This window comes from Hydrogenophilus thiooxidans (assembly GCF_019049855.1).
In the GTDB taxonomy this organism is placed as follows: domain Bacteria; phylum Pseudomonadota; class Gammaproteobacteria; order Burkholderiales; family Rhodocyclaceae; genus Hydrogenophilus; species Hydrogenophilus thiooxidans.
Genome location: NZ_JAHLSY010000033.1, coordinates 1 through 12,545 on the forward strand (window position 1 = coordinate 1; position 12,545 = coordinate 12,545).

Annotated in this window: 11 protein-coding genes and 2 pseudogenes; 5 read left to right on the forward strand and 8 right to left on the reverse strand. The window is 60.3% G+C overall.

Annotated elements, in window-relative coordinates:
- From KUL93_RS11530 to KUL93_RS10515, 7 genes and pseudogenes are all read right to left on the reverse strand, one after another.
- Positions 1-124: pseudogene (locus KUL93_RS11530) on the reverse strand (IS5/IS1182 family transposase); the annotation flags it as partial.
- Positions 125-229: 105 nt separating this feature from the next.
- Positions 230-709: pseudogene (cas1f, locus tag KUL93_RS10490) on the reverse strand (type I-F CRISPR-associated endonuclease Cas1f); the annotation flags it as partial.
- A 15-nt stretch (positions 710-724) separates the two neighbouring features.
- Complete coding sequence (locus KUL93_RS10495) at positions 725-1,642, reverse strand: phosphoribosylaminoimidazolesuccinocarboxamide synthase (RefSeq protein WP_217127001.1); 918 nt, start codon at positions 1,640-1,642, stop codon at positions 725-727.
- Positions 1,643-1,669: 27 nt separating this feature from the next.
- Positions 1,670-2,947: a DUF3422 family protein gene (locus tag KUL93_RS10500; protein WP_217127002.1), complete on the reverse strand. Its 1,278-nt coding sequence runs from the start codon at positions 2,945-2,947 to the stop codon at positions 1,670-1,672.
- A 9-nt stretch (positions 2,948-2,956) separates the two neighbouring features.
- Positions 2,957-4,402, reverse strand: a complete 1,446-nt coding sequence (locus KUL93_RS10505; protein ID WP_217127003.1) for a PhoH family protein — start codon at positions 4,400-4,402, stop codon at positions 2,957-2,959.
- A gap of 43 nt (positions 4,403-4,445) precedes the next feature.
- Positions 4,446-4,922, reverse strand: coding sequence for a peroxiredoxin (locus tag KUL93_RS10510; RefSeq protein WP_119335232.1), 477 nt, complete (start codon positions 4,920-4,922; stop codon positions 4,446-4,448).
- Between the two features lie 15 nt (positions 4,923-4,937).
- Complete coding sequence (locus KUL93_RS10515; RefSeq protein WP_217127004.1) at positions 4,938-5,309, reverse strand: Mth938-like domain-containing protein; 372 nt, start codon at positions 5,307-5,309, stop codon at positions 4,938-4,940.
- 73 nt (positions 5,310-5,382) lie between these two features.
- Between KUL93_RS10515 and KUL93_RS10520 the strand changes: the two genes are divergently transcribed.
- From KUL93_RS10520 to KUL93_RS10535, 4 genes are read left to right on the forward strand one after another with little or no spacing between them, the layout of a single operon-like run.
- Positions 5,383-6,741, forward strand: coding sequence for a pyridoxal phosphate-dependent aminotransferase (locus tag KUL93_RS10520; RefSeq protein WP_119335230.1), 1,359 nt, complete (start codon positions 5,383-5,385; stop codon positions 6,739-6,741).
- Entirely contained in the window at positions 6,738-8,057 is a 1,320-nt protein-coding gene (locus KUL93_RS10525) for a homoserine dehydrogenase (RefSeq protein WP_119335229.1), read from the forward strand. Before KUL93_RS10520 ends, KUL93_RS10525 begins: the two co-directional genes overlap by 4 nt.
- A 28-nt stretch (positions 8,058-8,085) precedes the next feature.
- Entirely contained in the window at positions 8,086-8,391 is a 306-nt protein-coding gene (locus KUL93_RS10530; protein ID WP_119335228.1) for a nucleotidyltransferase domain-containing protein, read from the forward strand.
- Positions 8,381-8,878, forward strand: a complete 498-nt coding sequence (locus KUL93_RS10535) for a hypothetical protein (protein WP_217127005.1) — start codon at positions 8,381-8,383, stop codon at positions 8,876-8,878. Before KUL93_RS10530 ends, KUL93_RS10535 begins: the two co-directional genes overlap by 11 nt.
- Here KUL93_RS10535 and moaA read toward each other — a convergent pair.
- Positions 8,863-9,942 carry a GTP 3',8-cyclase MoaA gene (gene moaA, locus KUL93_RS10540; RefSeq protein WP_217127006.1) on the reverse strand — a complete coding sequence of 360 codons (1,080 nt, stop codon included), beginning with the start codon at positions 9,940-9,942 and terminating at the stop codon, positions 8,863-8,865. The genes KUL93_RS10535 and moaA overlap by 16 nt on opposite strands.
- A gap of 108 nt (positions 9,943-10,050) precedes the next feature.
- On the opposite strand from moaA, the gene KUL93_RS10545 reads away from it, so the two are divergent.
- Positions 10,051-12,399, forward strand: coding sequence for an AAA family ATPase (locus KUL93_RS10545; RefSeq protein WP_217127007.1), 2,349 nt, complete (start codon positions 10,051-10,053; stop codon positions 12,397-12,399).
- The last annotated feature ends 146 nt before the right edge of the window (positions 12,400-12,545 follow it).

Below are 12,545 nucleotides of genomic sequence, written 5' to 3' on the forward strand. Positions count from 1 at the left end.
ACGGTTCGATCTCGGCCACCAGCGCCGACCAAGGCGTTACCGCGTCGATTTCGGCAAGAAACCGGTCACGCCGCGTCACTTTCTTCTTGCTCGCATATTCAAGTTCGGAAAAGCTCGCTTGCATCGTCAAGTGCCTATCAAATGTCAGTACTTCAATTCTCGCATGTCAGGGATGAGTTCGGCCCATCGATCTGCGAATAAATCAGTGTGTCCTTAGATCTTCGGGCAGCACTCTGAATCCCGCTTCGCTGAGGCGTTCTTGCTTCCACGTAGTACGGATGCGTTCGATGCGGGCAAGTTGAATAAGCTTGGCGGCTTTCAGCCGCTTTTTTTCGTCGAACCAGAAACTTACCCAACGTTGCAGATATTCGGTTGGCCGATACTCGCTCTGAGGTACAAGCCATTCGACAGCAATTTCCGCTTCGGTGCCGGCAAAAAGTGGGGTGCCTCCGCCACCACAAAAACCAACCATTACTCCAGCTTTGGCGAGTTCTCGCATCGCTGCTTGGGTGATGGAGGTGCCGGTTCCCAAAAGCAGTGCGGTAGTGTTGGCAATGGGGATGTTCCAATAGAGTTGTTTGCGTCCTTCCTCGGTGACATATTCAACGCGCCCGCCGTTGACGAGTACCCGGCAATGCTCCAGATAGTAGAGGTTGGCGCGTTTGGAGTGAATAATGGTTTTGAGATCGGATGGGGCAATGTCATCCATGGCTAAGACTATGCATTAGGGCAACACCCGCCCCGTAAGCCGCTCATACGCTTCCCGGTATTTCTGTCGTGTCTTTTCGATCACTTCGGGCGGAAGTTTCGGTGCCGGGGGCTGTTTGTTCCAGTCGAGCGATTCGAGGTAGTCACGGACGAACTGCTTGTCAAAGGAGGGCGGATTGGTGCCGGGTTGCCAGGCGTCGGCGGGCCAAAAGCGGGAGGAGTCCGGTGTGAGCACTTCGTCGATGAGGTGAAGGGTGCCGTGTTCGTCGATGCCGAATTCGAATTTGGTGTCGGCGATGATCACGCCGCGGGCGAGCGCATAGTCGTGTGCTTTTTGGTACAGCGTCAGTGCCGCGTTGCGTGCGGCCTCAGCGAGCGCGGCGCCGTCGAACGGGGCGAGCGCTTCGGCACAACGCGCTTGCGCTTCGGCAAACGAGATGTTTTCGTCGTGTTCGCCCACGTCTGCTTTGGTTGCTGGGGTGAAGATCGGTTCTGGGAGTTTTTCGGCCAGGCGCAATCCTTCGGGAAGTGGGATACCACACACGGCACCGGTCGCTTGGTATTCTTTCCAGCCAGAGCCAATCAGATAGCCGCGGACCACGGCTTCGATGGGCAGGGGCTTGAGCCGTTTCACGACCATCGCGCGGCCGGTCACCTGGTCGCGTTCCTCTGGGGCGACGACGCTTCCCGGCGCGATGCCCGTGCGTTGATCGGCGACGATTCCCTCCAGGGTGTCGAACCAGAACGCGGTGATTTGGGTGAGGATCTTGCCCTTTTCGGGGATAGGGTCGGGCAGGATGACGTCAAACGCGGAGAGACGGTCACTGGCGATCACCAGGAGTTTGTCGTCGCCTACTGCGTAGATGTCGCGCACTTTGCCACGGCCAATGAGCGGGAGGCTTTTGAGGTTCGATTCGTAGAGCGCTTGGGTCATGGTTTCTCTCTTTCAGTCTGATAGGGTTCAGTGCACAGAGACGTGGAGGCGCTGCCGAAGGCGGTGGATGCTGTAGGCGGCAGCAGCGGCAATTACCGGAATGGCGATCGCGGTGATCAGTTCCGGCGATGCCGGTAGCCACCCTTTCGCGCCCTTGGCCAGGTATTGCACCAGTTGCGAGCCGTAGTAGGTGATCGCGACCACGGAGAAGTGTTCTGCCGCCTCTTGCAGCCGCAGTTGCAGCCGGGCGCGGCGGTTCATTTCGTCCAGCAGTTGCTGGTTTTGCTCTTGGAGTTTGAGATCGACACGGGTGCGCAAGAGTTGCGAGTTGCGCGCGATCCGGGCAGAGAGTTCTTCCTGGCGGCGGTGCACTGCGGCGCAGGTGTTCATCGCGGGGGCAAGGCGCCGTTCCAAGAATCCTTTCAAGGTCGAGTAGCCAGAAAGGCGCTGTTCGCGCAGGTCTTCGGAGCGTTGCTGAACCAGGCGGTAGTAAGCGGCGGCAGCACCGAAGCGGAAGTTGGAGTCGGCGACCGAGCGTTCGACTTCGGCGGCCAGTTGGGTAAGGCGTTGGAGCAGAACCCGCTCATTTTCGATGGTGTTGGCTTCGCCCAGGTCGTGCATCAATTGCGCCAGCCGCTTTTCCCAGAGAGAGAGTTCGGCGCTCACCATTCGTGCTGCGGGAAACGCCAAAAGGGCGAGCATGCGGTAGGTTTCGATTTCGATCAGCCGCTGCACGATCCGGCCCAATTGACGCGGCAAAATGGCACCGTCGATGATGGTGAAGTGGGTCATGCCGTCGTGGAGGTGGAAGTCGGTGAAGAGCCACCCGGCGCCGTCGGCGATCTTCGAGGCGACGGTGGTGGGACCGAGCGGATCGATGGCGTCGATGAACTGATCCGGCGGGGTTTCGCGGATGGTTTGGATGTCAACGGCGACGGCGGCAATCAACGATCCGGGTCCTTGGTCGATCCAATGCGGGGGAAGTTTCGCCAGGATCGCTTCGGTGCCGGGGGTTCCTTCGCAATAGACGGTGTAAGAGACGAACTCGGTGTGGTGTTCCCATTTCACCCGCAGGTCACCGTATTCGACGAGCTCTTGGCGGTCAGAGCTGTCGTTGAGCCGTTTGACGTCTGGACGATTGGTCAGAAGCGCCCAGTGGGCGCGCGCTGCGGGGTGTTCGTCGGGTTCGATGAGAAACGCCCAGGAGCGGACCTGAGCGGGGGCGGTGACGACCACCGACGGGCGGGCATGGAGTTCATTGTGCAGTGTCTCCCGCAGGTCGTGAAGACGAAAAGCGGTACCCATCGGCACTCCTCAAAGCCGTTCTGCTGCTGCTTCGGCAAGGCGTGAGCGTTCACCGCGCGCCAGCGTGACGTGGCCGCTGTGGGCCCATCCTTTCATACGCTCGACCAGATAGGTGAGGCCAGAGCTCCCTTCGGTGAGGTACGGGGTGTCGATCTGCGCGAGGTTACCCAAACAGATCACTTTGGTTCCGGGCCCTGCGCGGGTGATGAGCGTCCTCATCTGTTTGGCGGTGAGGTTTTGCGCTTCATCGAGCACCAAGTATTTGCGCACGAAGGTACGCCCGCGCATGAAATTGATGCTCTTGATCTTGACTTTGGCGCGGATGAGCTCGATCGACGCGCCGCGCCCCCAAACGCCGCCTTCGCCGTTTCCCGCCAACACTTCGAGGTTGTCTTCGAGTGCCCCCATCCACGGGGCCATCTTTTCCTCTTCGGTGCCGGGCAGAAAGCCGATGTCTTCGCCAATGGGAACGGTGGCGCGGGTGAAGATCACTTCGCTGTAGATTTTTTGGTCGAGCGTTTGCGCCAGACCCGCGGCCAGGGTAAGGAGCGTCTTGCCGGTACCTGCTTGGCCCAGGATGGTGACGAGGTCGACTTCTGGATCCATGAGGAGATCGAGCGCGAAATTCTGTTCGCGGTTTCGCGCCGTGATGCCCCAGACGGCGTTTTTTTCATGGCGAAAGTCGCGCACGCTCTTCAAAACCGCCGCGCCATCCTCGAAACGGACCACCCGCGCTTCGAAGGAGGGGTCGTCCGCGGAGACGACGAATTCGTTGGGATAGCAGTCTGCAGCGGTGAGCGCTTTCGTTTGCCACCAGTCGAACCCGTCGGCCCGCCACGCTTTGAGGTCGGGTGCACGGGTTTCCCAGAAGCCCGGCGGGAGCTCGTAGATGCCGGAGTAGAGGAGGTCGGTGTCCTCCAGCAGTTTGTCGTTGCGGTAGTCTTGCGCCAACAGACCAAGCGCCCGCGCCTTGATGCGTAGGTTGATGTCTTTGGAAACCAGGATCACCGGACGCGGGGCAAACTGTTCAGAGAGCGCTTTGACGAGCGACAGAATCGCGTTGTCGTTTTGCGAAAGCGGCAACCCCGGTGGAAGCGGTGAGGCGATCGCTTCCGTTTGGAAATAGAGGCAACCGGTGGCCATTCCTCCGGAAGGTTCCGTGAGCGCATACCCGTCACGGATTTCGTGGCTGGCTTCTCCGATGATCGCTTCGAGTTCCCGACTCACCTGCCGGACGTTGCGCGCGACCTCGGAAAGCCCTTTCTTGTGCTGATCGAGTTCTTCGAGCGTGGCAAGGGGCAGGTAAATGTCGTGTTCTGCGAAACGAAAGAGGGCTGTGGGGTCGTGCATGAGCACGTTGGTGTCGAGTACGAAGAGTTTGCGCTCCGCGTTACGCGTCACTTTTGTCGCTTTTTTGGGGCGTGACCGCCGCGTGGCCTTCCGGGGCTCGTTCATTTCGACTCCAAAAATGGGTAATAGAGTAGGATACGCACTGCGATCATGCGTTCTTGGCGATTTCCCGCAGTTTTGCCAAGACCGCTTCCGCGTGTCCATCTACCTTGACTTTGCGCCAGATTGCGGCGATGTTTCCATCCGCGTCGATCAAAAAGGTACTGCGCTCGATCCCCCGCACGGGTTTGCCGTACATCGTTTTGTTGCGCATCACGTCGTACGCTTGGCACGCGACCTCTTCAGGGTCGCTCACCAGGTCGAACGGTAGGGAGAATTTGGCTTTGAACTTTTCGTGCGAGGCGACGGAGTCGCGCGAAAGCCCCAGGATCACGGCGCCCAGTGCAGTGAATTGGTCGTAAAGGTCACGAAAAGCGATCGCTTCGTTGGTACAACCAGGCGTATTGTCACGGGGGTAGAAATAGAGGACGACCGGTTTGCCTTTGAGCGCCGAAAGTGTGATCGTTTGGTTTCCGGTTGCCGGCAAGGTGAAATCGGGTGCCGGTTGGTTGAGTTCAAGCGTCATGGGGTGCTCCTTTCGTTAGCGCAAAACCAGTCCAGCGACGACACGTCGCCCTTCGCTGGCCAGGACATTATACGTGCGGCAAGCGGCTGGCAACGCCATCACTTCGAATCCGACGCCGGATTGGGTCAGGCGTTGCAGTGCCGCAGCAGGCGGCCAGACAAGGGTCGGGCCCGACCCAAGCAGGATCAATTCCGGCTGGTGGGCCAAGAGCTGTTCGACGGCTGCCGCGTCGAAGGCAGACCAGCCAGTTTCGAGCCACCCGGGATGGGCGGCGTCAGGCGTCAAAATGAGATTCTGTTCGTGCCGTTCGCCGTCGATCGCAATCCAGCCATCGCCGTGCGCGGTGATGAGACGCACGTCGCCTGTCAATTCCAGTTGCAATTTCACCGCTGCTTCTCCTTGCGCCGCTTTTTCGCTAAGATTACCGACTCGCCCCATTTTCGCCAAGAGGAGTGCCGCAATGAAACCTGCTGACGTTCCGCTTTCGTCTTCGTCGCAACGGCTCGATGCGCCGAAAGCTGCGCCGGGTGGGGAAGCTCCGGTGGCGGCAGAGGCGGAACGGGTCTGGCGGCCAATCCTCAAATCGTCGAAACTCGACGACGTCTGCTACGACATCCGCGGACCGGTGCTCGAACGCGCCAAGGAGATGGAGTCCGAGGGGCACAAGATCATCAAACTCAATATCGGCAATTTGGCGCCGTTCGGTTTCGAACCGCCGGAAGAGATCGTGGTCGATGTGATTCGCAATTTTCGCGACGCGAGTGGTTACACCGACTCGAAAGGACTCTTCGCGCCACGCAAGGCGGTGGTGCAGTACATGCAGACCAAAGGGGTTCCAGGCGTCGATGTCGAGGATGTGTACCTGGGAAACGGGGCGTCGGAATTGATCGTGATGAGCCTGCAGGGGCTTTTGGAGTCTGGTGACGAGGTGCTCGTCCCTGCACCCGATTATCCCCTATGGACCGCGGCGGTTTCGCTGGCTGGCGGCAAACCCCGCCACTACCTGTGCGACGAAGCGTCCGATTGGTACCCGGATCTCGCCGACATCCGCAAAAAGGTGACCGACCGAACTCGTGCGATCGTCGTGATCAACCCGAACAACCCTACCGGCGCGCTCTATCCGCGCGAAATCCTGGAAGGAATCGTTCAGATCGCGCGGGAACATCAGCTCATCGTGTTCGCCGACGAGATCTACGACAAGATGCTCTATGATGGGCGAGAGCATGTCTCGATTGCGTCGCTTGCCGATGATGTTTTTTTCATCACGATCAACGGGTTGTCGAAAAATTACCGCTCGTGTGGCTATCGCGCCGGATGGATGGTCCTTTCTGGTGAACGGCGCCACGCGCGCGATTACATCGAAGGGCTCAATATCTTGGCGTCGATGCGCCTCTGTTCCAACGTGCCTGGTCAGATGGCGATCCAAACCGCGCTTGGCGGCTACCAAAGCATTCAAGAGCTGGTCGCACCGAACGGGCGTCTGACGCGCCAACGCAACATCGCCTACCAGATGTTGAACGAGATTCCCGGGGTTTCGGCGGTGAAGGCGCAAGCAACGCTCTATATGTTCCCACGGCTCGACCCGAAGGTTTATCCGATTGTCGACGACCAGCAGTTCGTCTTGGAGCTTTTGGAAGAGGAGCGGGTGTTGGTCGTGCAAGGGACCGGGTTCAACTGGCCCAATCCGGACCATTTCCGGATGGTTTTCTTGCCGCACGAAGACGATTTGCGTGACGCGATCGAACGGATCGCCCGTTTCTGCGACCGCTATCGCCGGCGGCATCAAGTGATTGTGACGCAAAAGGAAGGGACGGAATGAAAGCGATACGTGTCGGATTGTTGGGAATTGGAACCGTAGGTGGGGGGGTTTGGAGTGTATTGACGCGCAACGCGGGCGAAATCGCTCGGCGTGCGGGGCGTCCCATCGCGATCGTGGCGGTGGCGGACCGTAACCTCGAGCGTGCGCGCGCGGTGGTGGGCGAACAGGCGCTCGCCGATGGCGTACGCCTCACCGAGGATGCCTTCTCGGTGGTCAATGACCCAACGATCGATATCGTCGTCGAGCTGATCGGTGGTTACACGGTTGCGAAAGAGCTTGTGTTGGCAGCGATTGCTGCGGGTAAGCACGTGGTGACCGCGAACAAGGCGCTTTTGGCCGTGCATGGTGCGGAAATCTTCGCCGCGGCGCAGGAAAAAGGGGTGATGGTAGCGTTCGAAGCCGCGGTGGCTGGTGGGATTCCGATCATCAAAGCGCTGCGCGAAGGGTTAGCCGCAAACCGCATCGAATGGGTGGCGGGAATCATCAACGGGACCACCAATTACATCCTCACGCAGATGGATCAGCGGGGCCTGAGCTTTGACGGGGCGCTGCAAGAAGCGCAAGCGCTCGGCTACGCCGAGGCCGACCCCACGTTCGACATCGAAGGCATCGACGCCGCGCACAAAGCAACGCTCCTTGCTTCGCTTGCGTTCGGAGTGCCGATCCAATTCGACAAAGCCTACGTCGAAGGGATCACAAGAATCGACGCGCGTGATGTCGCCCACGCTGAAGCGTTGGGCTACCGTATCAAATTGTTGGGAATCGCGAAGCGGCGTGAACAGGGGTTCGAACTTCGGGTCCATCCCACGCTCATTCCGAAAGACCACCTCTTGGCCAGTGTCTCTGGCGCGATGAACGCGGTATTGGTCAAAGGAGACGCGGTGGGGCAAACCCTCTATTACGGCGCCGGCGCCGGTTCGGAACCGACCGCAAGCGCCGTGATCGCCGATCTGGTCGATGTGACGCGGCTGCATACCGCCGATCCGGAAAACCGTGTCCCGCACCTAGCGTTCCAACCGGATCAGGTGCAGGATGTGGCTGCGCTACCCATCGCACAATGCCGTTCTTGTTACTATTTGCGGCTAAACGTAGCCGATCGACCTGGGGTGCTTGCGGAAATCGCGCATGTGTTGGCGAAAGAGTCGGTGTCGATCGCCGCACTGGTGCAAAAGGAACCCATTGCCGAACAGGCCGAACTGGTGCTCCTGACCCATGAAACCGAAGAACAGGCAGTAGACGCCGCAATTGCCGGTATTACTGCACTGCCGTTCGTCGTGGGGTCGGTGACGAAATTACGGGTCGAGCATTTGACCTGAGGGAAGATGCGCGACGGAGTTTCGGCCGATGCGGCTTCTGCCCAAAGAGCGGAATGTGATTGCTGAACTGGTCCGCAGCTACTTTGGGCCAGATGCCCGAGTTTGGCTCTTTGGCTCGCGGGTCGATGATGCCGCGCGCGGCGGAGACATCGACTTGTACATCGAGACCCCCGAGGCGGTGGACAATCTCGCGCTGGCACGCGCCCGTTTTCTCGTGGCGCTACAGCGCGCTTTAGGGGAGCGAAAAATCGACGTGGTGATCCAAACCCCCGCGGGGCCAAAACTTCCGATCCACCGTATTGCCCGCAATACAGGGGTGCGCCTTGATCTCTGAAAGTGAAAGGGAACGGCTCGCCCACCTGGTTGCGATCGTCCAACGTGAGGTCGCTGCTCTAGAGGTCTCTGACCGCGCGCTTTTTGCCAATTTGGAGTGGCTGTCCGAATTTTGGGCTCTGACCGCAGAGAGCCCGCTTACCGAACGAATCGACGCCTTTCTTTTGCGTTTTGCCCGGCTCCAAGATGCGCTGGGAGATAAACTCTTACCAGCAGTCTTAAGGTTACTTGCAGAACCGCCCCGAGCGATGCGCGATCGTCTCGACTTTGCGGAGCGGATGGGCTGGGTAGCCTCAAGCGATGAGTGGTTGGTGCTCCGCGAATTGCGCAACCAAATGGTCCATGAGTATCTTCTGGAACCCCACGCAGCGGTTGAAGCGCTGCTCGCGGCCCATCGCTTCGTGCCGGCGCTGATTGCAACCGCCAATGCCCTAATCGGAGAGGTGAGCAGACGAGGGTGGCTCCCCAGCCATCACCCTCCAATATAGGACATTTCGATGCGCTTGCGCGGCGCCGTGGCTTGCGTGCGGAGCTCCGAATAACGGTCGCCACGAATTTTCCAGATCGCCGCGATCGCACGCGCCAGCGTCGTTTCGTCGGCGCCGTCGCGCACCAGTAGCCGCAAGTCGTACCCCCGGTCGGCGAAAAGACAGGTGAAGAGCTTGCCGTCTGTAGAAAGACGCAGACGCGTACACCCGCGGCAGAACGGTTGCGTGACCGAGGCGATCACGCCAATTTCGCCCGCCCCGTCACGATAGCGCCACCGTTCGGCCACCTCCCCGAAATAGTTGGGTTCGAGCGGCTCGATCGGCCAGCGCGCGGCGATTCGTTCCAAAATCGCTTTGGCAGGCACAACGTGCGCCATCTGCCAGCCATTGGTTGCGCCGACATCCATGAATTCGATGAAGCGCACAATCACCCCCGTGCCGCGAAAGTGTTCTGCCATCGTGGTGATTTCGTGGTCATTGACGTTGCGTTTGACCACCATATTGACCTTGAGCGGGACGAGTCCTGCTGCCAACGCTGCGGCGATTCCATCGAGGACGCGCAAAACTGGGACTTTGACGTCGGCAATCGCTTCGAAAGTTTCCTGGCTGAGGGCGTCGAGGCTCACCGTGACGCGCGCTAGGCCGGCGTCTTTGAGCGCTGCGGCGAATTTCGGTAACAGCACACCGTTGGTGGTGAGCGTGAGTTCCACCGGTAGCTGGGCCAACCGTTCGATCAGTTTGGGCAGATCGCGCCGCAGCAGCGGCTCTCCCCCGGTGATGCGAATTTTGCGCACCCCTAGCACGACAAACGCACGCGCCACCCGTTCGATCTCTTCGAACGTGAGGATTTCGGCACGCGGCAAGAAGTGGTACCCCTCAAACGCCTCACGTGGCATGCAGTAGGTGCAGCGGAAATTGCAACGGTCGGTGACCGAAATGCGCAGGTCGGCCAACGGGCGGTTGCGTTGGTCATGAACCGGGCCAGTTGCCGAATCAGCAAGTGGCGGAAGCGGCACTAGCGTGCCTATTTCCGAAAGGGGGTCGTAGCGGAGCGCTTCGGCCATGGGGGCTCCTCCGTTGGTTTCAGGGTCGCTGTTGTTACAATCGCGCAACGCGTTTTTCTGTGATGATATCGCGATCGTAGCGCGACGGACACCAAACCGACAAGACACATGAGCCAAATCGCCCCGCTGGACGCGCAATCGTTGTACCGTCGTACCCAGCTCGACGCACAACCGGTTTGCGATTCGACCCATCGCCCTCCGTTCGTGGGACAGGACGCGGCTCTGGAAACGCTCGCTTTGGCATTGGCAGATCCCAAGCGCGGCCACGTCGTGCTCATGGCACCGCCGGGTTACGGGCGCCACGCAATCGCGCGTTGGGCTTTAGAACAGGCGGCACGCAAACGATTGCCGCCGCACGATCTCCTGTACGTTCCCCGTTTCCATGATTCCTTGCGTCCGCAATTGCTGCGTTTGCCTGCTGGTAAAGGGCGGGAATTGGCGGCAGCCGTCGAACGACTGGTGCAGCGGTTGCCGGAACTGGTGCGCGGCGCGCTCACCGCCGATCCACATCGGACGCGGATCGAAGCGCTGATGAAGCGGCACCAAGAGCGACAGCAGCAGGCGCTTGCCGAGATTCGTGACGGATGCGCGAATGATCGCCTCAAGCTCTTGCAAACCGAGGAGGGCTGGGCGCTCGTTCCCACCGATGCGCACGGCGAACCCTTTACCCCGGAGGCCTATGCCGCATTGCCCGAAACGGACCGAAAACGTTGGGAAAAGCGGGTGGCGCGCTGGCGCGATCGTCTGGCAGCGGTGTTGGCCCGTTTCCCCGAATGGGACGAGGCGCTCGCGCCCGTGGCCCGTCACCTGCTGCACCCCCTTCGGGAAGCGTTTGCCGATTTTCCCGAGGTGGTTGCCTACCTTGAAGGATTCGAAGCGGAACTCGTTGCGGGGTTGCGGCCCTGGTTGGCGCGCAACGGTACCGAGGTCCTGATCGACGAAGCGGTTCTCGCGCATTATCTCGTCAATCCCTTCGTCGTCCATGAGGCTCAGGCGCATGCCCCAGTCTGTTTGGGTGAGAACATTTCCCATGCAACACTCGTCGGATGGGTGGAAAGCGAAGTGGTCGACGACGAACGGGTCTCCGACCATCGTCATATCCGGGCCGGGCTCTTGGCCCAGGTTGCCGAAGGGTTTCTGCTCATCGACGCAACGGCGTTGCTCGCCGACAGCGACGCCTGGCAAGCGCTCAAACGCACTCTTGCCGTAGGGTCGCTGCAGATCGCGCCACCCCCTGCGCACCCCCGTTGGGGGGCGTTGCCGCTCATGACCCCCGATCCGATCCCTTTTTCCGGGCAAGTGGTGCTCATCGTCACCCCAGACATTTATGAAGCATTGCGTGATCTCGATGAGACGTTCGCAACACTATTTCCCTGGGTTATTGAACTCGAGCGGACCGCACCCCGAACGCGCGAAAATGAAGCTCGATACGCGGCGGTGTTGCGGCAGCTTCTAGCGGATGAGGGGGGCGGCGGGCCGACGGTCAGTGACGAGGCGATCGCGCGCGCGCTCGAAGCGGCGGCGCGTGCCGCGGAGGATCAGTCGCGGCTGGCATTGACCGTAGGGCGCTTCGCCGGGTTGCTGCGCGAAGCTGCGGCATGGGCAGAGAGGCAAGGACGTCCGGTGGTGGCGCGGCAAGAGGTCGAGGCGGCGCTCCGTGCCCGTTTTGCGCGAACCGGTTCCGCGTGGCGCGAAACGCTTGCGGCGATCGCCGACGGGACGCGCCTCATCGCGACTGGTGGAAGCCGTGTCGGGCAGGTCAATGGCTTGGTCGTCTTCGAAAGCGGCGAAGAAGCGTATGGCCACCCCATCCGAATCACCGCGTCGGTTCGGATGGGGGGCGAAGGGGAGGTACTTGACATCGAGCGCGAAAGCGAACTCGGGGGTTCCCTTCACAGCAAAGGGGTGATGATCCTTGCTGCGTTCTTGAGTGGTCGCTTTGGACGTAGGCGGCCCCTTGCCCTTTCCGCAACCCTAGTGATGGAGCAGTCCTACGGCTTCGTCGAAGGGGACTCGGCGTCGTTGGCCGAAGCGCTCGCGCTCCTTTCGGCGATTGCGGAAACGCCGCTGCAGCAGTCGATTGCGGTGACCGGGTCGATCAACCAGTTCGGTGAGGTGCAGGCGGTTGGTGCGATCAACGAAAAGATCGAAGGGTGGTTTGCGGTTTGTGATGCGGCTGGGCTCGACGGCAGCCACGGGGTAATTTTTCCTGCAGCGAACCGCCGCCATTTGATGCTGGATGAGGCGGTGATCGCCGCAGTGCGCGCGGGGCGCTTTCACCTTTGGCCGGTGCGCTCCGTCGATGAAGCGGCAGCGGCACTTACTGGTTGCCCGATTCGTGGCACCCAAAGCTTGCCTGCGCGCGTTGCCGATGCGCTTGCCCGTTTCGCGCGTTGGCATGACGAGAAGGGGGCGAGTTGGCGCCGCCCCTGGCAACGGCGGCGCGATCTCTCCTAACTGAAGCGCTTTGGGACTAGACTCAAATTTTTTTGCGCGTTGCCGTTATCCCAGATTTTCCATTAGCCAGTTTTACGCGAAAATGGAGCAAGCGGTAGGCCGAGCCCCCCGGTGCTGGGGCAAGGACGGTTCTAATGGATACCATT

Excerpts from the sequence above, each read along its gene's own strand:
- KUL93_RS10495 (WP_217127001.1), bottom strand. The coding sequence starts at position 1,642 with ATGACCCAAGCGCTCTACGAATCGAACCTCAAAAGCCTCCCGCTCATT.
- KUL93_RS10500 (WP_217127002.1), bottom strand. The coding sequence starts at position 2,947 with ATGGGTACCGCTTTTCGTCTTCACGACCTGCGGGAGACACTGCACAAT.
- KUL93_RS10505 (WP_217127003.1), bottom strand. The coding sequence starts at position 4,402 with ATGAACGAGCCCCGGAAGGCCACGCGGCGGTCACGCCCCAAAAAAGCG.
- KUL93_RS10510 (WP_119335232.1), bottom strand. The coding sequence starts at position 4,922 with ATGACGCTTGAACTCAACCAACCGGCACCCGATTTCACCTTGCCGGCA.
- KUL93_RS10520 (WP_119335230.1), top strand. The coding sequence starts at position 5,383 with ATGAAACCTGCTGACGTTCCGCTTTCGTCTTCGTCGCAACGGCTCGAT.
- KUL93_RS10525 (WP_119335229.1), top strand. The coding sequence starts at position 6,738 with ATGAAAGCGATACGTGTCGGATTGTTGGGAATTGGAACCGTAGGTGGG.
- KUL93_RS10530 (WP_119335228.1), top strand. The coding sequence starts at position 8,086 with ATGCGGCTTCTGCCCAAAGAGCGGAATGTGATTGCTGAACTGGTCCGC.
- moaA (WP_217127006.1), bottom strand. The coding sequence starts at position 9,942 with ATGGCCGAAGCGCTCCGCTACGACCCCCTTTCGGAAATAGGCACGCTA.
- KUL93_RS10545 (WP_217127007.1), top strand. The coding sequence starts at position 10,051 with ATGAGCCAAATCGCCCCGCTGGACGCGCAATCGTTGTACCGTCGTACC.